The following is a 25729-nucleotide window of genomic DNA, read 5'->3' as shown; positions in this document are numbered from 1 at the left end:
CTGAGGGGCATGGCTCACAGAGTCTGCGTCCGGCTCCCGGTGCGGGTGGCTGAGTTGATATGAGCAAAAGAGATAAGCAAAGAGTTATTTCTTTCTTCTGGGCATAACAACTCCACGGCATGCTGTTCTCAACCCAACAAGATATGGAGTATCACCATGAAACTGCGAATGACCGCCCTGACCCTGCTCTCTCTGCTGGCATTTGGCCAGGCCAATGCCGCCGAGATCCGCCTGCTCAACGTCTCTTACGATCCGACCCGCGAGCTGTTTCAGGAGTACAACGCCGCCTTTGCCAAGGAGTGGAAGGCCAAAACCGGCGACGACGTGGTGGTGAGCCAGTCTCACGGTGGCTCCGGCAAGCAGGCCCGTGCTGTGGTGGATGGGCTGGAGGCCGACGTGGTATCGCTGGCGCTGGCCTACGATGTCAATGCCATCGCCAAGGCGGGGCTGACCGCTGCCGACTGGCAGAGTCGCCTCGGCAACAACGCCTCGCCCTATACCTCCACCATTGTCTTCCTGGTGCGCAAGGGCAATCCCAAGCAGATCAAGGATTGGGATGATCTGGTGCGCAAGGATGTCGCCATCGTTACTCCCAACCCCAAGACCTCCGGCGGGGCACGCTGGAACTATCTGGCCGCCTGGGGCTATGCCCTGAAGAAGAGCGGCAGTGAAGAGGGGGCCAAGCAGTTTGTTGGCGATCTATTCAAGAACGTGAAGGTGCTGGACTCAGGCGCCCGCGGTGCCACCACCAGCTTTACCGAGCGCGGTCTCGGTGACGTGCTGCTGGCGTGGGAGAACGAAGCCCTGCTGGTGCTTGGTCAGGCGGGGGCCAGCGACAAGTTCGAGCTGGTGGTGCCTTCGGTCTCCATTCTGGCGGAGCCGCCGGTCGCGGTGGTGGACAAGGTGGCCAAGAAGCACGGTACCGAAGCGGTGGCCAAGGCCTATCTCGATTATCTCTACTCTGACGAGGGGCAGCATATCGTCGCCAAACATCACTATCGCCCCAGCAACCCGGCGATCCTGAAGGAGACGGCAGCCCAGTTCCCGCAGCTTGCCTTATTTACCGTCAAGGATCTGGAAGGGGATTGGGAGAAAGCCCAGAAGAAACACTTCGCCCAGGGCGGTCTGTTTGACCAGATCTACCAACCCGGTGGCTGAGGCAGGTAACTCCGTATAACCCCTTTGAACTGGCCCCTGTGCCAGCCGATAGGAGCACCAAGATGAACAAGATCCTCCTGGTTCCCGGTCTGCACAACAGTGGGCCGGATCACTGGCAGAGCCGCTGGCACGATCATTTTCCCCAATGGCAGCGGATGACCGGGCTGCCGTGGGACAAGCCGGACCTCAGGGTCTGGAGTGCCAAGCTGGCGAGCAAGTTGAAACGTCGCCGCAGCCGGGTCCATCTGGTGGCCCACTCTTTCGGCGCCCTGACCGCCATCGCAGCGGCCCGCTTGCAGCCGGAGAAGGTGGCCTCGATCTTTCTGGTGGCGCCCGCCGATCCCGCCCGTTTTGGCATTGCGGATGAGGCCTTGGCCGGGCCGCTGCAGGTGTCGGCCCAGCTGGTGGCCAGCCGCAATGATCCCTGGATGAGCTTTGAACGGGCCGAATACTGGAGCCGTCAGTGGCAGGTGCCGCTGTTCGATGCCGGTGAGGCGGGCCATATCAATGCCCAGTCCGGTCATGGGGATTGGCATCAGGGGCTGCATTTGCTGGGGGCTCTCTACCGCCGTGGTGAGCTGGTAGTGGCACCGGTCAAGGCCGCATCGCCCCGGCCGGTCGTATTGGGCTTTCGCTAGGTATCTGTGAAGTGGTTGGAGGGTTGGCGAGCGCGCTGTTCGCTGGCTACTCCATGCCCCCGTTCTTTGAATGCTCCGCTCCGTATTGCTCCATTTCTTAGGTCTTTTATTTATATAAAAGACCTTTTTTATTTGGAGTGCGCCAAGAGCCTTGTGACTCTGCGGTTAGACAAAAAAGTGATTAGCAAAGTCGCAATTGATGTTTGTTGCCGATGAGGGGAGTGCGCAGAATCACCATATCGAAAATTCTTCATAACAGATGGATGTGTTATGCGATTTGGTTCTTATTCTGTCCTGCCCGGTTTTGGCCCCACCCTGGGGTTCAGCCTGCTCTATCTGGGCCTGCTGGTGCTGTTGCCGCTCTCGGCCCTGGTGCTGTTTGCGGTCAACAACCTGACCGCCGCCGAGTTCTGGCAGGTGATCGGTTCACCCCGGGTGCTCGCCTCCTTTCGCCTGAGCTTTGGTGCGGCCTTTGTCGCGGCGCTGCTCAACAGCCTGTTTGGCCTGATCCTGGCCTGGATCCTGGTGCGCTACACCTTCCCCGGTCGTCGTCTGGTGGATGCGCTGATCGACCTGCCGTTTGCCATGCCGACCGCCGTGTCCGGCATCGCCCTGTGCGCCATCTTCGCCCCCAATGGCTGGATCGGCCAATTGCTGGCACCGCTCGGCATCCAGCTCGCCTACAACCCCATCGGCGTCGTTATCGCACTCACCTTTATCGGATTGCCGTTTGTGGTGCGCACCCTGCAGCCGGTGTTGCGGGAGGTTGAAACCGAACAGGAGGAGGCCGCCGCCAGCCTCGGCGCCGATCGCTGGCAGACCTTTCTGCGGGTGCTCTGGCCGACCCTGATCCCGGCCCTGCTCACCGGCTTTGCGCTGGCGTTTGCCCGCGGGGTAGGGGAGTACGGTTCGGTCATCTTTATCGCCGGCAACCTGCCGATGGTCTCCGAAATCGCGCCGCTGATGATCATGAGCCACCTGGAGGAGTATGACTACGCCGGTGCCTCCGCCATCGCCGTGGTGATGCTGCTGATTTCGTTCATTTTGTTACTGCTAATCAACAAGTTGCAGGCCTGGAGCTGGTCTCGCATCGGAGGGAGCCGGATATGAGTTCATCTGCTATCGCCATTGAGGTGGCCCCTGTGGAGACTGCCCCCGCTCGCAAGGCACCGGTCGTGATCCGTGAACCCCAGTGGGTCAAGTGGCTGCTTATCACGGTCGGTTTGGGCTGGTTTTCCACTCTGCTGCTGCTGCCGTTGGCCACCGTCTTTATTCAGGCGCTGACGCCGGGGCTCGTCTTCTTCTGGCACGCCATCAGCGAGCCGGATGCCTTGAGCGCCCTCGGTCTCACCGCGTTGGTGACGCTCTGCGCCGTTCCACTCAATCTGCTGTTCGGGATCGCGGCGGCCTGGGCTATCGCCCGTTTCCGCTTCCCCGGTCGGCAGCTGCTCATCACCATTATCGATCTGCCCTTCTCGGTGTCGCCGGTGATCGCCGGTCTGATGCTGGTGTTGATGTTCGGCAGCCGCGGCTGGTTCGGTGACTGGCTGAGCGAACACGATATCAAGATCATCTTCGCCACCCCGGGGATCATCTTGGCCACCACCTTCATTACCGTGCCCTTCGTGGTGCGCGAGCTGCTGCCCCAGATGGAGGCGCGCGGCCCGGAAGAGGAAGAGGCGGCCATCATGCTGGGGGCGAGCGGCCTGCAGATGTTCTGGCGCGTCACCCTGCCCGGCATTCGCTGGAGCCTGATGTACGGCCTGCTGCTCTGTACCGCCCGCGCGGTGGGGGAGTTTGGCGCGGTGTCGGTGGTTTCCGGTCATATTCGCGGCCAGACCAATACCCTGCCGCTGCATATCGAGATCCTCTACAACGAGTACCAGACCGGTGCCGCCTTTGCAGTGGCAAGCCTCTTGGCTCTGTTCGGGATCTTCACCCTGCTGGGGGAAACCCTGTTGGCCCGGCTGCGTGCCCAGCCCACCAAATCTCACTGATCACCGTTTTAAAGAGGCAGCCATGAGCATTCAGGTTCAACAACTCAACAAGCATTTCAATCAGTACGCGGCGCTGGCAGACATCAACCTCGACTTTCACGACGGTGAGCTGGTGGCGCTGCTTGGCCCCTCCGGCTGTGGCAAGACCACCCTGCTGCGTATCATCGCCGGGCTGGAGCAGGCCGACAGTGGCAGCGTCATCATCCGCGGTGAGGACGCTTCCGACCTACATGTGCGCGAGCGCAACGTCGGCTTCGTGTTCCAGCACTACGCCCTGTTTCGCCACATGACGGTATTCGAGAACGTGGCGTTTGGCCTTAGGGTCAAACCGCGCAGCGAGCGCCCGGCCGAGGCGGCCATTCGTGCCCGGGTCAAGGAGCTGCTGGATCTGGTGCAACTCAGCCACGTGGCCGAGCGCTATCCGACCCAGCTCTCCGGTGGTCAGCGTCAGCGGGTTGCGTTGGCCCGCGCGCTGGCGGTACAGCCCAAGGTACTGCTCTTGGACGAGCCCTTCGGCGCCCTCGATGCGCAGGTGCGCAAGGAGCTGCGCCGCTGGCTGCGCGAGCTGCACGACGAGCTGCACGTCACCAGCCTGTTCGTCACCCACGATCAGGAGGAGGCGCTGGAGGTAGCAGATCGGGTGGTGCTGATGAACGCCGGACGGGTCGAGCAGATTGGCACCCCGGCCGAGGTCTATGACCAGCCCGCCAGCTCCTTCGTCCACAGCTTCCTTGGCAGCGTGAACCAGTTCCGCGGTCGGGTGGCGGAGCAGGGATTCGGTGTCGGCGAGCAGCTGCTCGGCGGGCCGTCGGCTTCTCATCTGGCCCACGGCAGTGCCGCCATCGCCTATGTCCGTCCCCATGAACTGGAGATTCTGCCAGCCGATGCGCCGGGCGGGATCCGTGCCACCATCACCCGTCTGCTGCCCATGGGGCCACGCATTCGGGTGGAGCTGCGTGGCGATGGCGAAACCAAAGGGGCCCACTATGAGGCGGAGCTGAGCAAGGAGGCGGCCAAGCAGTTTGCTCCGGGACAGGGGGTGCGGCTGGTCGCCAGACAGGCGCAGTTCTATCCCGATTACCAGATTTGATTTTTTGTTGCGGGCGGCATGGCCACCCGGGTTCAGGCGCTCTGCCGGGGCATGATCCGGCCAAATAACAAAAATGAGGGGGTGACCAGCTTGTGTCACCCACTCTTCGCAGGAGGCGACAAGGTGAATTTTCAGCAGTTACGAATTATCCGGGAGGCAGCGCGGCGGGATTACAACCTGACCGAGGTGGCCAACGCCCTTTTTACCTCGCAATCCGGGGTGAGTCGCCATATCCGCGAGCTGGAAGAGGAGCTCGGTATCGAGCTCTTTATCCGCTACGGCAAGCGGCTGCTCGGTATGACCGAGCCTGGCAAGGAGCTGCTGGTGATTGCCGAGCGCATTCTCAATGACGCCAACAACATCCGCAAACTGGCCAGTACCTTTGCCAACCGCGACTCGGGCCGCTTGCTGGTGGCGACCACCCATACCCAGGCCCGCTATGCCCTGCCGCGGGTGGTGAAGGCGTTTCGCGAGCAGTTTCCGCTGGTACAGCTGGAGCTGCGTCAGGGCAGCCCGGAGGAGATAGTGCGGCTGGTGCAGACCGGCGAGGTGGATATCGGCATCAGCAGCGAGCAACTCGACAAGAGCGAAGGGGTGGTGGCATTTCCCTACTACCGCTGGCACCACAATATCGTGGTACCCGAGCAACATCCGCTGGCAGGCGAGCGGGATCTGACGCTGGCGGCGCTGGCCAACTGGCCCATCGTCACCTATCAAGCCGGGTTGACCGGGCGGGTGCGGGTGGATGAAGCCTTTGCTGCGGCTGGCATCGAACCGCAGATCCTGCTGACGGCGCAGGACTCCGATGTCATCAAGACCTATGTCGAGCTGGAGATGGGGGTCGGCATACTGGCCGACATGGCGTTCGACGGCCAGCGTGATCAGGGGCTGGTGCAGCTTGATGGCAGCCATCTGTTTGCCCCCCACACCGCCTGGATTGGCCTCAAGCAGGGGCAGTTCCAGCACAACTTTGCCTGGCAGTTTATCCAGCTCTGCAACCCCGAGCTGGCGCTGGCGGATATTCAGGCCCGCGCCATGGGCTGCGAGCCCGCCCTCGACTTCCAGATTTGAATCGGAAGAGATGACAGAAGGGGATCCATTGGCTCCCCTTTTGCTATCCAGTGGGGAGTTACTTCACTTCATCCCACGCCATCTGCCAGTGGGAGCCGATGCCCGGCTCGTACTGGGTGGCTGTGGTGGTCCACTGCTGGCAGTAGCCGCTGTAGGGGAAGGGCTTGCACTGATAGACCTTGCCATTTTTCGGCTGCTGCACCTTGGTACCGGCGGTGTAGGACTTGATGTTGTTCGGGAAGACGAAGTCATATTCGCCGCTGCTCTGCTCCTTGAACATCAGATCCATGGTCTGCTGGATGGTCTCGCCGCCCGCTTTCGGAGTGGCCTTGATCACCAGCTGGTGGTGACCTGCCTTGAGCCCTTCCAGCGCCATGGTGAAGGTGTGGCTGCTGTCCTTGATGTCGGCACTGCTTTCACCTTTGGCCACGCCGCCGTGGTCATAGAGGGTGTTGGAGACGGCCAGATCGCCCTGTGCGGTGACGGTGAAATCGAGGGTTGCCTTGCCGTTGTCCAGCATATAGTCGTTGGCCAGACCGCTGACGCTGATACTGTCCACCACCGGCGGTTGCTGCTGTTGCAGGTCAATCTCGACCCGCTTCAGCTTGCTGTCTCGCTTCAGATAGACGGGGTTCATGCCATAGACCGGATTGAACTGGCCATCGGCTCCTTGCTGACCGGCGCGGATCAGGCTCTGTTCGGCGTTGATCTTGCTGGCGAGGGCATGGGCCCAGTTATTCTTCTGGCCCTGCTCGGCGGTGGTGATGGTCAGCACGGTCTGCAGCTCGGGGCGCTCGCCGTTGGCATCGAATACCCGGGTCATCGCCTTGTCGCCTGCCGTGAGGTCGATGGAGGGGTAGATGGTGCCTGCCTGGCTCCACTCCAGCGGCGGCTGGCTGCCATCTTTGAACTTGGCATCGATGATGTTGTAGAAGCTGTTGCTGGTGTCGCCCACTTCCCACACGCCGAGGATCACTTGATAACCGGTGCGCTCCGGCAGGATGCAGTTGTGGGTCACCTGCTTGGGCGGCTGCACCATGTTGCCGTCAATGACGCAGAAGGGGGTCAGATCGAACGAGGCGCGGGTGAGCGGCTGGTTGGGGTTCCAGTCCTGCTTGGTGAGGTAGTAGCGCCAGTTGCGGGTGACGTGGTTTGCGGTGAAGGTCCAGCTGATGGCGAAGGGGCCGGGCTGTACTTCACGCTTGGTCCAGCGGTCGCTGGTCTGGATGTTCAGCTCGCTCCAGCGCGGGCTGCCCGCCGAGGCGATTTGTCCATCCTGCGGGCCGGTTTGCGGGAAACCTGATGGCCCCTCCACGCTCTGGGGCTCCCACTGCACGCCGCCACACTGGCTGTTGCCACCGGTTTTGCACAGATAGTTGCGGCTCTCTGGCTGGCTGATGTAGCCATGAGCCAGGGCGCTGCCGCTGGCCAGCAGAGCCAGCACCGTTGCGATGTGATTGAGTTGGATTTTTGCTGCCATACATTCCTCTGTTCGACAGATGTGGGCAGTCAGTTGGCCTGGGGATTCCCCGATACACACTTGCGTGTGGCAACCCCGCTATCCTGGACAAAACGTCTGTAGACCGGAGGCTTTGCGTCCCGACCTTTCGGTCAGTTTGCCAAATGACTAGATGATTAGTGATGGGCCAAATGTTCGGCCATCAGCATTGTGCACTGCATTGATTCGTTATTTGAAGTTGAATGTTTAAATGCATCATCCCATGGCGCGAAAATTATTCTAACTGACTGTTTTTAAATTGTTCTCTTATCTGTGAATGGCGCCGATTAACGTTGAATATGCCGATAAGATGCATGCTGATTGCGTGTTGGCGGCGTAAAAAAACCTGCCAGCTTGGCTGGCAGGTCGGGTGACAAGGCGACACGGGTTGACGCCCTCAATGACGGGGGCGCTGTTCTCCGGAGGGGGGAGACAGGGGCGCCATCATCGGCGCAGTGGAGGACTCCTTACTCAGTTTGAACACCGCAAGCCGCTCATCCAGGCTGCGGGAGAGACCGGCCAGCAGCTCGCTCTCCTGCGCCAGTTGCGAGGCGGACTGTGACATCTCCAGCGCCGAGTCGTTGATGCCGCTGACATTGCGGTTCATATCCTCGGCCACCATGCTCTGCTGCTCGGCGGCGGTAGCGATCTGGGTCGCCATGTCGCTTACATGCTGGATGTGGTTGACGATCAGGGTGAGATCCTGCCCCGCCTGCTGGGACTGGTTGACGCTGCTCTCTGCCAGTTTGCGGCTGGTATCCATGGCGTTGGCGGCGGTGACGGCCCGTTGCTGCAGCTGGGCAATGGTGCTCTGGATCTCTTCGGTGGATTGGCGAGTGCGGCTGGCCAGCTGGCGCACCTCGTCGGCCACCACGGCAAAACCGCGGCCCTGCTCACCGGCACGGGCTGCCTCGATGGCGGCGTTGAGGGCCAGCAGGTTGGTCTGCTCCGAAATGGCGCTGATGACGGCGGTCACTTCGCTGATCTGCATTACTCCCTCCTTGAGCTGGTTGACCTGCTGGGTGGCCTGCTCCACCTCGGTGGCCAGCGCCTTGATGCCGTGCACGCTGGCATGAACATCACGGTTGCCGAGACCTGCTTCACCGGTCGCTTCCTGGGTATCCCGCGCGGTATTTTCGGCGTGCCCGGCCACATCGGAGATGGTGGCGCTCATCTCGTTCATGGCGGTAGCGAGCTGGGCCAGCTGATCCCGCTGGCTGGTCACCGCCTGATTGGTCTGCTCGGCAGAGGCGGCGATGCGCAGGGCGGCATCCGCCACGTTGCGAGCCCCCTGACTGGCCTCCAGCAGGGCGTGACGGATGGCATCGAGACTCTGATTGGTGCAGCGGGCGACCACTCCCAGCTCATCCTTGCCCTGTACCGGGATGCTCACCACCAGATCCCCCTTGGCGACCCGCTGCATGGCGTGGTTGATCTGGCTGAGGGGGGAGACGATGGAGTGGGTGATGCGCCAGCCCAGCAGCCCCATCAGCAGGATCACGATGGCGGTGGCGGTACCCATCTTCATGTACTGGGCCCAGATGGTCTGCTGAATATCCTGCAGCAGCATGCCGGAACCGAGGATCCAGCCCCAGGGCTGATAGCCGGATACCATGGAGAGCTTGTCGGCGGTCTCACCCGACGGGCCGACCCACACATATTGCAGAGTGCCCTGTTTGCCTCCTTTGGCGATATCCACCATCTGATACCAGAACTGCCCGGCGGTGGCGGCGCCCCCTTCACCCATCTTCTGGCCGACCAGTTCGGGGCGGATAGGGTGAACCACCATGGTGCGGTTCTCGTCGATGACGAACAGGTAGTTGTTGCCATCAAAGCGGGTATTGGTCAGCAGCTTGCGCGCCTCCTGCTGGGCCTGCTCTGCTGGCAGGGTGCTGGCCAGAAACTGGATCTGGCTCATGGCCTGCTCCAGTACCGCATTGAGCCGCGCCTCTCGCTCGCTCATCAGATTGCGCTGGAGCGCGTTGGCCGAGATAAGCAGCAGCGAGACAAAACCGACAAACGCCAGTGTGAGCAGCAAAATCAATTTGCGGCTCACGGTAATATCACCGAGCTTGAACATGACTAAACCCTCATTTCCCTGTTGATTTTATGTGGCTCTGTACCGCGGCAGCCAGTTCGTAAGAGTTAACAACTCATTTACTTTCAGTCTCTTGCCGAGCTTTCTCAAATGAGCGTTTTAACATCAGTATAGTCAGCAGACAGCAACCCCCACTTTTTGGTAGCGTGTTGATGCGCATCCCAGCGCAATTTTTGCCAAAGAGTGTGAATGGTTTGGCATTTCTTCAAAAAAAGGAGTGGGCCCCGCTGCGGGTGACCCCATAACAAGAGGGAATTTATGAGTTCCATTGCCAGGAATTACTTCAACCAGCTCAACGCCGACTACCTGCAGGTGCACAGGCGCAAGGAGGATCTCTTCTGGTCCACCTATATGGGCACCAGCGATGATCAGGCCGGTTTCACCGCGGCCGAGCAGGCCTACAAGGCCTTTTGTGCCAATCCGGCCCGTCTGCCCGAATTGCGGGAGATGTTGGTGCAGGCCGACGAGGATGACCTCAAGCGCGGTCTGCAAGGCTGGATCGCCTTCTTCGAGTGCAATGTGATTGAAGATCCCGCCGCTGCCGCCCTGATGGATGAGCTGGTGGCTGCCGAGGCGGCGCTGTTCGCCCGCCGCAAGGGGCTGAAACTGACCCTGCTGGATGAGCAGGGCCAGCAGGTCGCAGGCAGCCTGCCTGCCGCCAGTACCTCGCTCGCCGCCAGCCCGAACGAGGCGGTGCGCCAGAGCGCGCTCGCCATGTTCCACACCCTGGAGCAGTGGGTGGTCGGCAACGGTTTTCTCGAGGTGGTGGCAATCCGCAACCGCTTTGCCCGCGCCATTGGCTATCGCGACTACTTCGACTACAAGGTGCGCAAGAACGAGCAGATGAGCCCGGAGCAGCTGTTCGCCATCCTCGACGACTTTATCGCCCGCACCGACGCCCGGTTGCAGCAGAGTCTGGAAGAGCTGAAGGTTGCCAAGGGGGAGGCGGCACTGCTGCCTCACAACCTGCGTTACAGCGTGAGCGGCGACGTGACCCGCCAGCTAGATCCTTACGTGCCCTTCTCGCGGGCGCTGCGGGATTGGGTTGAGAGCTTCCGCCGGCTCGGCATCCAGTATCGCGGGGCGACCCTGACCCTGGACTTGCTGACCCGGGAAGGGAAATACGAGAACGGCTTCTGCCACGGCCCGGTACCGAGCTTCTTCCAGCAGGGGGAGTGGGTGCCGGCTGTGGTCAATTTCACCAGCTTGGCTGATCCGGCGCAGGTGGGCAGCGGCTGGAACGGCCTCAACACCCTGTTCCACGAGGGGGGGCACGCCGCGCATTTTGCCAATGTCACCGGCAACGCGCCCTGCTTCTCCCAGGAGTTCCCGCCCACCTCTATGGCTTATGCCGAGACCCAGTCGATGTTCTGCGACAGCCTGCTGGACGATGCCGACTGGCTCAAACGCTACGCCAGAAATGCGGCGGGAGAGGCTGTTCCCGACGCACTCATCAAGGAGATGATTGAAGCGCGTCAGCCGTTTCGCGCTTTTAACGAACGCCAGATCGCGCTGGTGGCCTACTTCGAGCGGGATCTCTACGCCATGGATGAGGCCAAACGCACCCCGGATGCCGTGCTGGCGCTGGCTCGCCAGTGGGAGCGCAAGATTGTCGGAGTGGAGAGCCCGCGTCCGCTGCTGGCTATTCCGCACCTCCTTAATCAGGAGTCGGCCTGCGCCTATCACGGCTACCTGCTGGCGCTGATGGCGGTGGAGCAGACCCGAGCTTACTTCCTCAAGCGCGATGGCTACCTTACCGACAACCCGTGTATCGGACCGGATCTGGCCGCCCACTACTGGGGGCCGGGCAACGGCATGAGTCATGATGAGACCCTGCGCAGCCTGACCGGCGAGGGGTTTAGCGCAGTGCCGCTGGCCGAGGCATGCAACCTAAGCGCCGCCGAGGCTTGGCAACAGGCTCAGGTCTGCATGGCCGCCGCCCAGCAGCGCCCCGCGGCTGGCGAGGGAGGCCCGCTCGACGCCCATATCCGGGTGGTACACGGCGCCGAGCTTATCGCCGACAACAGCGAGTCGGAAACCCGCATGCTGGCCGATTTCGAAGCGTGGATCCTGAGCCACAGCGCTCGAGCCTCAGTTGCGTAAGCTGGAATGCTCCCGGTTCTTGAGCCGGGGGCACTCTTGGCGTGGCTCTGATGTATGCTCGCGGTGATGGCTGGTACAGCTGTAGATATGTTGACGACACAGACTGTCGCATGATGGTTTTGGTATGCAGATTTCAGATTAAATATGTATTCATATGAATAGGGTTGTGAAGAGTAGGCCATAAGCTCATGGAACCTTATCGCCTCATATCTTTGTTTATTTTGTTAATAGTGTTTTTTGCACTCACCTTTGTGCATAAAGATTGATCTATTCATCTTTTTGAGAATCATTCCCATCTTGCTGGATTGACTAAATTGTCCACAGCTGCAAAATCGCCCTCCTTGCCACCCCCGATGTGAATCGGGTTCGGAAAGCCTCAGATCTCCGCCCGGAGATGGCTGGGCCGCACATAGGAAAGGTGTGGCCGTTGCCCGCCTTTCACCCTCGAAATCAGCACACAAGTCAGGAAGCCCTCTTGCTCATCAGGCAGGAGCGGACGGGTGTGTATATCCGTATGGTCGTGCAGGGACGATACGACCAGCGTTTGTTATGGGTGGTATGTTGCGAATGAATCGCATCTTTTTGATGTTGGCGCTGCTGCCCCTGCTGGTGTGCGCCAGTGAGGTGGACAGTGCACGCGAAGCTTGGGTCATCAAGGCCCGAGCGGGAGAGCTGGATGCGGCAGCGCACGGGCTGGATGCTCTCTATCGACAAAGTGGTGATGGCAAGGTGCTCGATGATCTGATCGCCGTGCAGCTGTGGCGGGGTGATCGCAAGGGGGCGCTGGCCGCCTGTGAGCCGTGCGAGCTCAACCCCATCAGCAACAGTACGCTGGAAGGGGTGGCCCGTGCCGCTCGCGACGAGAAGCGCTACTCCGAGGCGATCAGCTATTACCGCATCCTGCAGGGACGCGATCCTGCCAACCGCAATGGCTGGCTCGGGCTGTTTCTCACCGCCAGTGATCAGGGCAACCGCGAGCTGGCCCGCCACGCTGCGGGTGAATATGAGGCCAACTTTGGCCGCGATCAGGCGATCCTCGAAGCCCGCATCTATGCCGCCCGTCAGGGTGAGGACCCCATGGGCGAGCTGCTGGCCCGCCAGCAGTGGCTGGAGCTGGAGCCGGATAACCCCGATCAGGTGCTGGCACTCTATCGGGTAGCCGTGAGCCTGGGGGCAGGCCCTGCGGCTGCAGACCTGATGGGCCGTTACCCCAAGCTGTTCAAACCGGTCGACCGGCTCTGGCTCGACTACTACCAGGCGGTCAATCTGCTGCGGATCTCGGCCCAGACCGAGGATCCGGTGCTGGCCCGCCGCTCCCTGACTCGCACCTTGGCATTGCAAGACAGGATCCTGGCCCGTGCACCTCACGATCATGTGCTCTACATCAGTGCCCGCCGAGATGTAGTGGTGACCCTGGTGGCCCTCGGCGAGTTTGCCCGAGCCGAACGGGAGTCCGCTACGCTGCAGGCCGAGGGGCCATTGCCTGACTATGTGCTGGAGGCGCGCGCCGATGCACTGGCCGGGCTGGGGCGGGTGGATGAGGCCTCCGTGATTTACCAGCAACTGGCGACCCCTGCACGGGCCAAAGACAAACGCCTGCTGGAGAAGCGCTTCTATGCCTATTCGGATGGAGAGCGCTATGGCGCGGCGCAGGGGCTGCTGGCCGGTTGGCAGGAGCCGCCGACTCGCTGGGACTTCACCGGCAACATGCGGATGGCCAACGACGACTACGAGAAGGTGTTGCAGCTGAAAACCTTGCTGCAGGCCTGGCGTGGTGAGGCGGGCGCGGCAGAGCGGCAGTTGGAAGCGTGGCTGAAAACCGCGCCTGCCAATCCCTGGCTCTGGCTGCAACTGGGGGATATCCGCCGCTGGCGGGGTCATCCCGATGAAGCCGAGCAGGCCTATCAGCAGGCTGTGCGCTGGCTGCCTGCCGGACGCACCGTGCTGGCCGATCCCGGCCGCCTCAATGCCCGGCTCGACAAGGGCGACTGGCAGGGCACGCCGCAGGCCGTGCGCACCCTCGGCAACCTGACCCGGGATCGTCAGGAGTTGCAGCAGCGGCTGGCTCTGGAGCAGGCCCCGAAATTTGTCACCGACCTGACCCATGGCCGCAACGAAGGGGGCTCGGTGCAGGCCAGCCGTGACTGGAGCTACGACAGCCGCCTCTACAGCGCTCGCAGCGATGGCGGTGATCGGCTGTTTGTCCGTCGTCAGGGCAGCTTTGGCGAGTTCGACCAGCGGCCCGAACGCGCCGCCTATACCGGGCTGGGGGCCGAGCTTTCTTTCTACCCGCTGCAGCTGACGCTGGAGGGGGGCACGGGGAGCGAGCTCAACCACAAAGGCTATCTGTGGAGTCGCCTCGACTGGCGGCTGGATGATCACTGGACGCTGGGCACGGCCATCAACCTCAACAGTGCCGATACCCCGCTGCGGGCATTGGCGCGCGGCAACTACGCCGATCAATACCAGCTCGATCTGGGCTGGCGTCAGGATGAGACCCGCGAGGGGGCGCTGCGGCTGGAGCGGATGGATATCAGCGATGGCAACCGGCGGCTGACGGCCTCCGGCTGGCTGCGTCAGGATCTCTGGCGTCGGGATCGCTGGTGGTTCGATACCACCTTGCGCGGCGCCACTTCACGCAACGAGGCGGTGGAGGTCGACTACTTCAACCCCCTGCAGGATCGCAATCTGGAGCTGGAGCTGGCGGGGCGCTATCGACTGCCGCTGGACGGCCGTCGCTCTTTGCTGCAGAGCCTGACCATGAGTGGCAATCACTACTGGCAGCAGGGCTATGGCAGCGATCAGGGGTGGCAGCTCAGCTATCGCCATGACTGGATCCTCTCTCCCGCTCTCAGCCTGGGCTATGGTCTGGGCCGCCGTCAGGCCATCTATGACGGCAACCCCGAGTTCGGAAATTTCATCTTCGCCAATCTGCAATGGAGTTTCATGTGATGAAACGCTGGCTTGCTTCTTTCGTTTTGCTGCTTGCACTGCTGCCTTCGCTGACGCAGGCGGCCCGGCAACCCGATGACTACGTGGTGCTCTGCTACCACGATATCGTCGATCTGAAATTGACCCCCAACCTCAAGCTCTATCCCCAGACCATCCGGCGCGACACCCTGATCCGCCACTTCAACTGGATCAAACAGCAGGGCTATCACCCGGTCAGCTTCCAGCAGATCCTGGATGCCAAAGCGGGCAAGGCACAGCTGCCGGAGAAGGCGATCCTGCTCAGCTTCGATGACGGCTACGAGAGCTTCTACCGGCTGGTCTATCCGCTGCTCAAGCTCTACAACTATCCGGCGGTCTTTGCGCTGGTGGGCAGCTGGCTGGATGTGGCTGATGACAAGATGGTCCCCTACGGCAATGACAAACTGCCGCGCAGCTACTTCGTCGGCTGGCCGCAGATCCGCGAGATGCAGGACTCCGGACTGGTGGAGCTGGCCTCCCACACTTTTACCTCCCACTATGGGCTGCTCGCCAACCCGCAGGGCAACGTGCAACCGGCGGTTACCACCGCAGGCTGGAGCCAGAATGGCTACGAGAGCATGGCCGACTATCGGGCCCGGATAAAAGCCGACTTCGACGCATCGGCCAGTCAGCTCAGGGAGCAGACCGGTCGGGCACCACGGATCCTAGTCTGGCCCTACGGCGCCTTCAACCAGACTGCGCTGGATCTGGCCCGTGCGGCGGGGATGCCCTACACCTTCACCCTGGCGGAAGGGCTCAACAAGCTGAGTGACTCGGGCAGCACGGTGCGCCGTTATCTGCTGGAGGAGGACACCAGCCTCGAAACCCTGGACGAGATCATGGGGGGCAACACCTGGGAGCGGCAGGTGGAGCGCTTGGTGCACGTGGATCTGGACTATGTCTACGACAAGGATCCGCAGCAGATGAACAAGAACATCGACATGCTGCTGGACCGGATCAAGGGTTACGGCATCACCACCGTCTATCTGCAGGCCTATGCCGATGACAACGGCGACGGGGTGGCGGAGGCGCTCTATTTCCCCAACCGTCATATGCCGGTCAAGGCGGATCTCTTCAACCGGGTGGCCTGGCAGCTCAAGACCCGTGCCGGGGTCAAGGTGTTCGCCTGGATGCCGGTGATGGCCTACGACATGGGGCCGAACCACGCCTATGTCACCGACAGTCGTACCGGCGCCCCCGCCAAGGGGCAGTATCTACGCCTTTCGCCCTGGGATCCTGCCAGCCGTCAGCTGCTGCTGGATATCTATGAGGATCTCGGTTTTTACACCAAGTTCGATGGCCTGCTGTTCCATGACGATGCGTTCCTCAGCGACTACGAGGGGCCGATGTCGCTGGCTCGCACCCCGAATGCGCTGCAGGCGCAGGGGGAGCAGAAGACCGATTTGCTGATCGACTTCACCATGGCGCTGCGCGATGCCGCCGCCCGCTACCGCCAAGGGGGCGCCGACGGTCTCAAGACTGCCCGCAACATCTATGCGGCGTTGGTGACAGAGCCGCAATCCCAGCAGTGGTTTGCCCAGAGCATGGCGGCGTTTGCCAAGGCCTATGACTACACCGCCGTGATGGCGATGCCCTATATGGAGCAGGCAGAAAACCCCGATGAGTGGCTGGCCAGGCTGGCGGAGGATTCACTGGCACAGGTGCCGGCCAATCGGCTGGTGTTCGAACTGCAGAGCCGCAACTGGCGCACCGACCAGCCTATCCCCGATGCCGAGCTGGTGCGCTGGATGCAGATCATCCAGCGCAAGGGGGTGACCAACTTTGGCTACTACCCGGATGATTTTCACAACAACCAGCCGGATCCGGCCGTGCTCAAGCCGGTCTTCTCGGTGCAGACCCAGCCTCAGCCAACCCAGCTGCCGGTGACACCGGTCGCAGTCAGTGCCGCTAAAGCCACCCAAGGGGAGGCGATGCGGTGAAGGATCTTCTGGAAGGGATAGCCATCTTTACGTTGGCCTATCCCAGTCTGATGGCCATGGTGTGGGTTTGTGGTGGTCTCTATTACTACTTCCAGTGGGAGCGAAGGGATATCGCGCTGGCCAAGCGGGGGCTGGAGCTCCCCTATTACCCCAGAGTGACCTTGATGGTGCCCTGCTACAACGAGGGGGCCAACGTCGAGGAGACCATCGGCCACCTGCTGCGCCAGCGCTATCCCGATTTCGAGGTGCTGGCCATCAACGACGGCAGCAAGGACGACACAGGCGCGCGGCTGGATCGGCTGGCACAGCAGGATCCGCGCCTGACCGTGCTCCACCAGCACAATCAGGGCAAGGCGATGGCGCTCAACAACGGGCTGGCTGTGGCCAGCGGGGAGATCCTGGTCGGCATCGACGGCGATGCGGTGCTCGACTATGACGCGGTGCGCTGGATGGTGAAGCACTTCATCGAGAGCCCGAGGGTCGGAGCGGTCACCGGCAATCCGCGGGTACGCACCCGCTCCACCATCATCGGCAAGATTCAGACCGGCGAGTTCAGCTCCATCATCGGCCTCATCAAGCGGGCCCAGCGGATCTACGGCACTGTCTTTACCGTCTCCGGGGTGGTGGTGGCCTTTCGCAAGCAGGCGGTCGAGGCGGTCGGTGGCTGGAGCAATGACATGGTGACTGAGGATATCGACATCAGCTGGAAGCTGCAGCTGGCCGGCTGGCTCATCCACTATCAGCCCCAAGCGCTCTGCTGGGTGCTGATGCCGGAGACGGTACGCGGTCTTTACAAGCAGCGGCTGCGCTGGGCGCAGGGGGGCGCCGAGGTGTTTCTGCGCTACGGGTTGCAGGCGATGCGCTGGCGCAACCGCCGCTTCTGGTTGCTGCTGCTGGAGTATCTCTCCAGCGTGGCCTGGTGCTACAGCATGTTGCTGCTGGCGCTGATCTGGCTGATTGAGCCTGACTTGAGCGGACTGGCGGTGGGTCATCTGTTCCAGTGGACCGGGGTGATGATGACCGCGATTTGTCTGGTGCAGTTCGGGGTCAGCATCTTTATCGACAACCACTACGACAAGAGCATGGCCCGCAGCTTTATCTGGTGCGTCTGGTATCCGCTCATCTACTGGCTGCTCAATCTGGTGACCGTGGTGGTGGCGGTGCCCAAGGCGATCCTGCGTCGTCGTGGCCAGCTGGCGGTGTGGGAGAGTCCTGACAGGGGGGAGTCGTTCCGTGACAAAACATAAGCTGGCGAAGGAGATGATCATCAGCAACGGTGCCCGGCGCAGCTGGAAGTATCGGCTGCGGGATCTGCTGATCCTGCTGGTGACCTGGGTCGGCTGGATTTTTCTGGCCCTGCAACCCTGGTTCAACTATCTGGAGACGGAGGAGGATGAGAGCTTTATCGGTTCGCTGGATGCCATCGAGGTGGGGCAACTGTTTCTTGCCCTGCTGTTCGGCATCTTCCTGTTGATCCACTCCTGGGCGAAATACAACAGGCTGCTGCACCGGTTGGTGGGCAAGCGAACGGCCTCAAAAGCGCCGTAATCATGAGGGGCAGGTCGGCCCCTCACTTTTTATCACCGATCAAGCACTGCGAAGCGGGCGGGGTACTCGAAGCGTTTTTTTCGGGCCGGTTTGCCATAGCGATGTCGCCGACACTCCCAAAACCAGTCGTTTTGCCCCTAATTTTTCATTCATCAATGACTTTATTTCCGCAATGCTCGCAGATGGCATGTCGTTCAAAGCGATCCATGTTGGCCAGAAAGGGGCCGGCGGCCCAGCCGGTAATGAAGTCTTTGATAAATGCAGTGCGCTTTTGCTCTGGTTTCACCTCTTTTCCATAGGATTTGTCAACCAGCACTACGACATGGTTGGTCTCGCACTGACAACTCGGGCAGACGCGTTGTTCGGTGGATGAAAGCAAGGGGGGCTCCTTGTCCGGGGGAGTGGGCGGCAGGTTTTCCGCCGCAGATATGTAACATCCCCATTTGATTCCTTCTGCTGGCAGGTCGTCAATCACAGCTGAGGCGAATTGTGCGCCATCTCCTGTGAAAAGGGGCGAGCCAACAAGGGTGATCATGAGGGGCCGGTCGGCCCCTCTTTTGTTTCCGTTTGTCACACATTGCCACACAAGCTTCCCCCTCTGGCAAAGTCTTGTGACCGGACGGGTGTGTAATGGTGCCATCAGCAGGGAGATGAGGCCCTGCCGCGATGGAACCAGGGAGCATGTTATGACGAGTAAACGGGTGTGGTGGCTGTTGCCACTGCTGGCGGTCGGGGTCTGGTGGCTCGGGTATGCGGGGGATGCCAACGGGGTGTGGCCCTGGCGCCATGAGATGTTGTTACTGACCGGCCTGCTGGGGATGACCTATATGGCCATTTCGTTGTTGCTGGCATTGCGCCTGCCGCAGCTGGAGGTGTGGTGTGGCGGTCTGGATCGGATGTTGCGATTGCACCGTCAGACGGCCATCGGCGGCGCATTGGCACTGACCGCTCACTGGCTGCTGGTGGAGGTGCCCAAGTGGGCAGTCTCGGCGGGTTGGCTGAGTCGTCCTGCGCGGCGTGGGGCCAGTACAGCTGGCGCTGGTGCAGGTAATGGCATCTCGCTCCATGCCCTTGGCAATACCCTGGGTGAGTGGAGTTTCTATCTGCTGATCGCGCTGGTGGTGGTGAGCTTGCTGGCGCTGGTGAGTTATGGTCGCTTTCGGCTGATCCACCGGCTGGCGCCGCTCATCTATCTGGCGGGGTGGGGGCACGGGCTCTGTCTGTTGCCTCAGGTGGGGGCCATGACTCCCGTGGGGGTATCAATCTGGTTGATCGGCGGGATCGGCGCTATCGGTGCCCTTTACTCCCTGCTGGGGCAAGTGGGGGCGCGGAAGCGCCATCCCGGCCGGGTCGTTGCGGTGCGGACGCTGGCGGATCAGACCTGCGAGCTGACCATGCAGCTGGAGAGGCCGCTCGCCCATTACCGCCCGGGTCAGTTTGCCTTTTTCGAATTTGACGCCAAAGAGGGGCCGCACCCCTTTACCCTGGTGCGGGTGTCGGCGGATCGACGCCAGCTGGTGATCGCGGTGCGGGCGCTCGGGGATCATACCCGTCAGCTGGTGGCAGAGGCGCGCGCCGGGGATGGGGTGGTGGTGACCGGGCCCTATGGCGCCTTTGTCGCCCCGCAAGGGGGAGGTAGAGCCCTCTGGCTGGGGGCCGGGATAGGTATCACGCCGTTCGTCGCCTGGCTGGAGGGGCTGGCTGCCCGTGGGGAGCGCGGCGAGGGGATCACCCTGATCCAGTGCGCGCCGGATTTGGCGGGAGCTGTCTACCACCGACGGTTGGCCGAGCTCTGTCATCGCACCGGCGTGCGCTATCAGCTGCATCTGGACAAGACAGCCGGGCGGCTGGATCTGATCCGCATCGCGCATGATGCGCCTGAGAAGGTGTGGTTTTGCGGGCCGGAGGGGATGGCAGATGCCCTGACCCGGCTGTTGCCGGACGGGCATCTGCATCGCGAGCTGTTTCGCTTTCGTTGAGCTCGATGGGCGCCGTTATTTGGCGCTGGCTGGCAACTGCTTGAGGGCGGCTTGTACCGCCGCCTCCAGCTGCGGGTCGCGTCCAGCCACCATGTCAGCCGGAGTGAGGGGCACCTGCTGGTCCGGGATCAGCTCCTGATTCTCGTAGAAGGTACCGTCCGGTTTGCGCAGCCCCAGGGTCGGAATGCCGTAGGAGAGTCCCGGGATCAGCCGGGAGTCGTGGCTGTAGACCATGGTGCCGGTGCCGGGCACCGGATCGCCGACGATGGGGCCGACCTTGAGGGTGCGGTAGTACTCGGGGAAGGCGGAGCCTTCCGAGTAGCTGCCAGCGTTGACCAGCACCACCGAAGGCTTGGTCCACTGGCGAGTGGCGGCATCGGTTTCCCCCTTGCCCTGACGGGGCCAGCTGCTGGCCATCCCCTTGGCGCTGCCGCTGCCGGTCAGAAACTCCACCAGGGTATTGGCGAGATAGCCACCGCTGTTGAAGCGGACATCGACGATCAGCGCATCGCGATTGCGCTGTCTGCCTAGGGCATCCGCCACCACCGCATCGTAGACCTCGCTATTCATTGCCGGCAGATAGACGTAGCCGACCCGTCCTCCGCTCAGCCTGGCCACCAGCTCCCGCCGTTTCTCAATCCAGCGATCCTGTTGCAACTGGTACTCCTGCTGTTTGTCGATGGCGGTGAGCACCACCTCGTCAGTTTGCTTGTTGCCCTCCTGCTGGAAGGTGAGGGCAAGCCGGGCGCCAGCCTGATGGTTGAGGGCCCGATCCAGCTCGGTCAGATTGGCAATCGGGACGCCGTTGATGGCGAGCAGGCGGGCGCCCGGGGCGATATCGCTCTCCTGATCCAGCGGGCCGCCAGAGAGCAGGGCGGTGAGCATCACCCCCTGCTCGCCATCCTGCCAGTAGCCGCCAAGGCTGGCGGTCTCGTCCGCCATGCGCGGGAAGGGGGCGGGGCCGCTGCCCCAGGTGTGGGAGACATTGAGCTCTCCAGCCAGCTCCGCCAACAGGTTGCCAAAGTCCCGCGGGTTGCCGATGCCCGGCAGCAGGCGGCGGTAAGCGGCGACATAGCTCTCCCAGTTCACCCCGTTCATGTCGTCCAGATAGAACTCGTCCCGGGTGAGCCGGGCGATCTGATCGAAGGCGGCGGTCATGCGTGCCTGCCAGCGGCTGGTGGGCTGCAAGGCGAAGGGGGCACTGGTGGCCTCGCCGGAGTCGAGGTGGATCCGGGTGATCTCCCCATCCCGCACCAGGGTCGCCAGGGTGCCCTGCTGGTTGAGGCTTGCCAGCGCGGGGCCGGCCTGTTCGCCAAACAGTTCGCTGGTTTTGCCCTTGCGCAGATCCTGGCTGTAGCCCTTGATCTCGCTCTCGCTGTTGACCCCCATCTCCTCCACCAGATAGATCAGCTGGTCGCCGATGATGCGGCTGGCGAGCAGGGTGCCGATGGGTTGCAGCAGTAGCGCTTCTCGATGGTTGAGACGATCGCTCTCAAAGCCGTATCCCCCTTTCGGCGGCTCCAGCTCGGCAATGGCATCGGCTCTGGCGGCGCGGCTGCTGTAGATGCCGAGCAGGTTGGTGACGAGGGGCTCGCCATCGGGCCCCAGTGCGCCAAACCGGGTCGATTGCCAGTAGAGAATGGCGCCATCCTGACTCCAGCCCGGTTGCCCATCCTGATAGCCGTTGAGGCTGACATTGACCGGTTTGGCCTTGGGATTGGCCGTATCGATCACCGCGATCTCCTGCTCTGCCGCATCGGGGCGGAAGGTGAGCGCCAGATGGCGTGAGTCGGGGGCAAAGGCGAGATGCACCTCGTGGCGCGACGGGTTGAAGCTGGCAGGCACCAGCTCCCGCTGCTTGTTACTCGCCAGATCCAGCAGGTGGATGGCCTGGCCATCCACCACGAAGGCGAGCTGCTTGCCGTCGGGGGAGAGCACCGGACGGCTGATCCCCTTGTCGGGAATGGCCAGCAGCAGACTCTCGGTCAGGGTGCCGGGATCGCTGAACAGCAGATCCGGATCCCCCTTGCGCAAGCGATAGAGGGCGGCGTGCCCCTGTTGCTCCGACAGATAGATGAGAGCGCGCCCCTGCTCGGCAAAGAGGGGGCTGGATTGCTCGCTCGGATCGCGGGTCAGCTGGCGCACCCGCTCCCGCTCGGGGTCGACGGCAAACAGGTTGCCCTCGCTCACCAGGATCAGCTCGTCCGCCTCTTCGCTGACCAGCGCTTCATCTGCCTGGGTCAGGGCCTCGCTCGCCTCATCCGGCGCGCTCGCCACTTGCGGGCTAAGGGACAGCTTGCGTGGCTCGCTGCTACCGGCATCGAGGCGATAGAGCTCGCCCAGCCATGACCAGACCAGATCGCCATTGCGAGAGGCGCTGAGCCCCCGCACCGGATGGCCCTGATAGTGGGTCAGCTGTTGCTCCTTGCCGCTGGCGAGATCCCGGCGCCAGACGTTGAAATCGCCGCTGCGCTCGCTCAGGTAAAAGAGGCTGTCCCCCTTGTCGCTCCAGACCGGATCGGTGGCCGCCACCCGATCTTCGGTCAGCTGCTTGTGCTGCTTGCCATCAAACAGCCAGAGACGGGGTACCGCGAACGAGTGCTGATGCTTGCGAAAGGATTGATCCGCCGCGGGCATCTGATAGGCGATCCGCTCTCCGTGGGGACGGGCCAGGGTCGCAGGCAGCGGCAGATCGGCCTGCAAGGTGCCGCCGGTGATCGGGGTCCAGTAGAGCTCGCCCCATTGGTAGCCTTCCGCGACAAAATGGTCGGCATCGGGCGCACCCAGGCGCTGGCTGCTCAGCAGCAGTCGTTTGCCATCGGCGCTGAAGGCTTGCGGCAGATCGGTGCGCGAATCGCGGGTGAGGCGCACCATCTCGCCGCCGCTGGCGGGTACCACGAACACATCTTCGTTGCCGTAGAGATTGGCGGCAAAGGCGAGCTGTTTGCCATCCGGCGACCAGATTGGCCGCTGGCTCAGGTAGTCGCTGCCGGTGAGCGCCGTAGCGGGGCCACCCTCGGCACTGGCGACAAAAATGCGCCCCTGCCAGGTGAAGGCAAGCTGCTTGCCATCGGGGGAGAGGGCGGGCTCGCGCAGCCAGAGTGCATCGGCGGCGACACTGGCGGGCAGCCAGAGCAGGAGTGGCGAGAACAGCAGGGTGGCGAGGCGGCACGAAGAGCGCATGGCATGATCCTGTCGGGGAGTGGAGTGTTATCTTCGCCGATCATTGCCCCGGGTGCCAGCGCGATAATTTTTTGTATCTTGTTGTTTTAACTGTTAATTACCAATGCAAAATGACAGCGTTCAAGGAAGATGGCCTGGCTGCTGCAAGATATGTTTTGCCGGGCATATTGAGTATTGATGGCGATCCAATATCATGGCGCTCGCTCGCCGCTCGGCGGGCATCGTTCAGATGATCTGGTAACAAGAAAAGCCCGCACCAGAGGCTTGTCGAGGGATGGAATGAGAGCCGTATTACTGTGTTTGTTGGGGCTTTGGCCCGCATTGAGTTTTGCCTTTACCGAAAAAGCCGATTTGGTGGTGGTCAAGAAGTCGACCTATAGCCTGACCCTGATGAAGGATGGCAAAGAACTGAAGCGCTACTGGATTGCTCTGGGCCCGGCGCCCAAGGGGCACAAGCAGCAGGAAGGGGATCAGCGTACGCCGGAAGGACGCTACACCCTCGACTACAAGAAGACCAATTCCGGCTACTACAAAGCCATCCATATCAACTATCCGAACCTGGATGACATCAAGCGTGCCAATGAGCTGGGTGTTCGTCCGGGTGGCATGATCATGATCCACGGCCAGCGCAACAGCATTGGCAACCGCAGGGTTCAGCCTTCCAACTGGACCAACGGCTGTATCGCCATGCTCAATCACGAGCTGGATGAGGTGTGGGACGCGATTGATCCGGGTACGCCCATCGTCATCGAACCCTGATCCGCACAACGGGGGCCTTGTCGGCAGACAAGGCCCCCGTTCTGTTTGGGGTGTGATCCTCTCTCACGGATGTCTTTTTGAGACATTCGTATTGTTGTGAATGTCACTTCAAAAAAAGCCTGCAAATGGTGAGGATATGGGCTCTATCCGTGAAGGAGTGTCCCATGTCTTTGATCGAAACCTGTCAGCGCATCGTGCGCGATCCCCATCTCTCCGCTGCCCAGAAGAGCCACGCGCTGGCGCTGGCCGCCGAGAATGCGTTGCCCTACCCCGACCTGCCTGCCGCAGTCGCCGAGGCGATGGAGCAGGGATTTATCTGCGACATGTTCGAAGGGCACGCCCCCTACAAGCCACGTTATGTGCTGCCGGACTATGAAAAATTCCTGACTCAGGGCTCTGCCTGGCTGGAGCTGGCGGCGCCGCAGGATTTCGACGAGGCGCTCAACGCCCTGCGCATCCTCTATCACCATGTCCCCTCCGTCACCGGCATGCCGGTCTGGCTGGGGCGGCTCGACCATCTGCTGTTGCCGTTTGTCGGCGAACTGGATGACGAGACCCTCTATCGCAAGCTGAAGGGGTTCTGGATCTATCTGGATCGGGTGCTGCCGGATGCCTTCATGCACGTCAACATCGGGCCGGATGACAACCGCATCTGCCGCCTGATCCTGCGCATCGACAACGAGCTCAAGCAGGTGGCGCCGAACCTCACCTTTTTCCACGATCCGGAGCAGACCCCGGACAGCCTGCTGTTGCAGGCGGTGAAGAACATCGCCGAGTGCAGCAAGCCGCACATCGCCAACTACCCGATCCATCGCGATACCTTTGACCAGCGTGGTTTTGGCATCGTCAGCTGCTACAACGCCCTGCCGCAGGCCGGTGGCGCCAATACCCTGGTGCGCATCTCCCTCAAGCGGGTCGCCGAGCAGTGTCAGGGGATCGATGACTTCCTCGGTTGCCTGCTGCCCCATTACTGCCGCTTGGCCTCTCAGCTGATCGAAGCGCGGGCTGCTTTCCTCCATGATGAGTCCGGTTTCTTCGACAGCTTCCTAGTGAAAGAGGGGCTGCTGGATGAGGATCGTTTCGTCCCCATGTTCGGTATCTACGGCATGGCGGAAGCGGTCAATATCTTGATGGATAAAGAGAATCTGCCTGATCGCTACGGCCATGGCGAGGAGGCGAACCAGCTTGGCTATCGCATCTCGGCCCAACTCTCCGCCTATGTGACCACGACCCCGCAGACCCATGCCTGGGGTGGCCGCGCTTTATTGCACTCGCAAGGTGGCCTCAGCATCGATGTGGCTGTTACCCCCGGGGTGCGCATTCCCTACGGGCATGAGCCGGATCCGGCCAGCCATGTGCTGGCACTGGCACCGCACCACACTTATTACCATTCGGGGATCAGCGAGATCCTGACGCTGGATCCCACCATCCGCCAGAACCCGCAGGCGCTGTTGCAGCTCTGCAAAGGGGCGCTCGCTATCGGTATGCGCGAGTTCACCGCCAACGTGGCCGACAGCGATCTGGTGCGGGTGACCGGCTACATGATCCGCAAGAGCGACGTGGCCCGCTTCGCAGCCGAGGGGTCGCGCTTGCAGACCACCTGTCTTGGTGCCGAGGCGAGTGAAGTGACTGCCATCCGGCAGCGGGCACCGCGGGTGGTCGCCCACGAATCGACCATCTGCAAGTATTGAGCTCGA

General features: G+C 61.9%; 18 protein-coding genes and 1 riboswitch. Of the genes, 14 read left to right on the top strand and 4 right to left on the bottom strand.

What is annotated here, in order from left to right; translation table 11 throughout:
• The first annotated feature begins 156 nt into the window (after nucleotides 1-156).
• From AB5Y71_RS20770 to cbl, 6 genes are all read left to right on the top strand, one after another.
• Nucleotides 157-1158, top strand: coding sequence for a sulfate ABC transporter substrate-binding protein (locus AB5Y71_RS20770; RefSeq protein ID WP_335874149.1), 1002 nt, complete (start codon nucleotides 157-159; stop codon nucleotides 1156-1158).
• A 62-nt stretch (nucleotides 1159-1220) separates the two neighbouring features.
• A complete protein-coding gene (locus AB5Y71_RS20765) occupies nucleotides 1221-1796 on the top strand; it encodes an alpha/beta hydrolase (RefSeq protein WP_040067346.1) in 576 nt (191 codons plus the stop codon).
• Between the two features lie 270 nt (nucleotides 1797-2066).
• Nucleotides 2067-2906, top strand: coding sequence for a sulfate ABC transporter permease subunit CysT (gene cysT / locus AB5Y71_RS20760; RefSeq protein ID WP_368172348.1), 840 nt, complete (start codon nucleotides 2067-2069; stop codon nucleotides 2904-2906).
• Nucleotides 2903-3793, top strand: coding sequence for a sulfate ABC transporter permease subunit CysW (gene cysW / locus AB5Y71_RS20755; protein ID WP_368172347.1), 891 nt, complete (start codon nucleotides 2903-2905; stop codon nucleotides 3791-3793). The genes cysT and cysW overlap by 4 nt, the downstream gene beginning before the upstream one ends.
• A 22-nt stretch (nucleotides 3794-3815) precedes the next feature.
• Entirely contained in the window at nucleotides 3816-4883 is a 1068-nt protein-coding gene (locus AB5Y71_RS20750) for a sulfate/molybdate ABC transporter ATP-binding protein (RefSeq protein WP_058058577.1), read from the top strand.
• A gap of 123 nt (nucleotides 4884-5006) precedes the next feature.
• Complete coding sequence (cbl, locus tag AB5Y71_RS20745) at nucleotides 5007-5954, top strand: HTH-type transcriptional regulator Cbl (RefSeq protein ID WP_368172346.1); 948 nt, start codon at nucleotides 5007-5009, stop codon at nucleotides 5952-5954.
• Nucleotides 5955-6012: 58 nt separating this feature from the next.
• On the opposite strand, the gene gbpA is transcribed toward cbl, so the two are convergent.
• Both gbpA and AB5Y71_RS20735 read right to left on the bottom strand, forming a co-directional pair.
• A complete protein-coding gene (gene gbpA, locus AB5Y71_RS20740; protein ID WP_368172345.1) occupies nucleotides 6013-7434 on the bottom strand; it encodes an N-acetylglucosamine-binding protein GbpA in 1422 nt (473 codons plus the stop codon).
• A 65-nt stretch (nucleotides 7435-7499) separates the two neighbouring features.
• Nucleotides 7500-7585: riboswitch (cyclic di-GMP riboswitch) on the bottom strand.
• Between the two features lie 264 nt (nucleotides 7586-7849).
• Nucleotides 7850-9532, bottom strand: a complete 1683-nt coding sequence (locus AB5Y71_RS20735; protein WP_368172344.1) for a methyl-accepting chemotaxis protein — start codon at nucleotides 9530-9532, stop codon at nucleotides 7850-7852.
• A 276-nt stretch (nucleotides 9533-9808) separates the two neighbouring features.
• Between AB5Y71_RS20735 and AB5Y71_RS20730 the strand changes: the two genes are divergently transcribed.
• The 5 genes from AB5Y71_RS20730 to AB5Y71_RS20710 all read left to right on the top strand — a co-directional run bounded on the left by AB5Y71_RS20730 (nucleotide 9809) and on the right by AB5Y71_RS20710 (nucleotide 18111).
• Nucleotides 9809-11653: a M3 family metallopeptidase gene (locus tag AB5Y71_RS20730; RefSeq protein WP_368172343.1), complete on the top strand. Its 1845-nt coding sequence runs from the start codon at nucleotides 9809-9811 to the stop codon at nucleotides 11651-11653.
• A gap of 567 nt (nucleotides 11654-12220) precedes the next feature.
• Complete coding sequence (gene pgaA / locus AB5Y71_RS20725) at nucleotides 12221-14605, top strand: poly-beta-1,6 N-acetyl-D-glucosamine export porin PgaA (RefSeq protein ID WP_279465327.1); 2385 nt, start codon at nucleotides 12221-12223, stop codon at nucleotides 14603-14605.
• Nucleotides 14605-16563: a poly-beta-1,6-N-acetyl-D-glucosamine N-deacetylase PgaB gene (pgaB, locus tag AB5Y71_RS20720; protein WP_368172342.1), complete on the top strand. Its 1959-nt coding sequence runs from the start codon at nucleotides 14605-14607 to the stop codon at nucleotides 16561-16563. Before pgaA ends, pgaB begins: the two co-directional genes overlap by 1 nt.
• A complete protein-coding gene (pgaC, locus tag AB5Y71_RS20715; protein WP_120414727.1) occupies nucleotides 16560-17810 on the top strand; it encodes a poly-beta-1,6-N-acetyl-D-glucosamine synthase in 1251 nt (416 codons plus the stop codon). Before pgaB ends, pgaC begins: the two co-directional genes overlap by 4 nt.
• Nucleotides 17797-18111 carry a hypothetical protein gene (locus tag AB5Y71_RS20710; protein WP_368172341.1) on the top strand — a complete coding sequence of 105 codons (315 nt, stop codon included), beginning with the start codon at nucleotides 17797-17799 and terminating at the stop codon, nucleotides 18109-18111. Before pgaC ends, AB5Y71_RS20710 begins: the two co-directional genes overlap by 14 nt.
• Before the next feature lie 145 nt (nucleotides 18112-18256).
• Here AB5Y71_RS20710 and AB5Y71_RS20705 read toward each other — a convergent pair whose 3' ends face one another.
• A complete protein-coding gene (locus tag AB5Y71_RS20705; RefSeq protein WP_368172340.1) occupies nucleotides 18257-18646 on the bottom strand; it encodes a hypothetical protein in 390 nt (129 codons plus the stop codon).
• A gap of 151 nt (nucleotides 18647-18797) precedes the next feature.
• Between AB5Y71_RS20705 and AB5Y71_RS20700 the strand changes: the two genes are divergently transcribed.
• Complete coding sequence (locus AB5Y71_RS20700; protein ID WP_368172339.1) at nucleotides 18798-20090, top strand: ferric reductase-like transmembrane domain-containing protein; 1293 nt, start codon at nucleotides 18798-18800, stop codon at nucleotides 20088-20090.
• 15 nt (nucleotides 20091-20105) lie between these two features.
• On the opposite strand, the gene AB5Y71_RS20695 is transcribed toward AB5Y71_RS20700, so the two are convergent.
• Nucleotides 20106-23273: a S41 family peptidase gene (locus AB5Y71_RS20695; RefSeq protein WP_368172338.1), complete on the bottom strand. Its 3168-nt coding sequence runs from the start codon at nucleotides 23271-23273 to the stop codon at nucleotides 20106-20108.
• 279 nt (nucleotides 23274-23552) lie between these two features.
• On the opposite strand from AB5Y71_RS20695, the gene AB5Y71_RS20690 reads away from it, so the two are divergent.
• Entirely contained in the window at nucleotides 23553-24032 is a 480-nt protein-coding gene (locus AB5Y71_RS20690) for a murein L,D-transpeptidase family protein (RefSeq protein ID WP_042084254.1), read from the top strand.
• A gap of 164 nt (nucleotides 24033-24196) precedes the next feature.
• Nucleotides 24197-25723 carry a YjjI family glycine radical enzyme gene (locus AB5Y71_RS20685; protein WP_368172337.1) on the top strand — a complete coding sequence of 509 codons (1527 nt, stop codon included), beginning with the start codon at nucleotides 24197-24199 and terminating at the stop codon, nucleotides 25721-25723.
• Nucleotides 25724-25729 lie beyond the last annotated feature (6 nt).

Origin of the sequence: Aeromonas sp. R9-2 (assembly GCF_040908025.1) — a bacterium.
Lineage (GTDB): Bacteria > Pseudomonadota > Gammaproteobacteria > Enterobacterales > Aeromonadaceae > Aeromonas > Aeromonas veronii.
The sequence above is the reverse complement of the archived record's forward strand: the minus strand, read 5'-3'. Positions and strand labels throughout refer to the sequence as shown.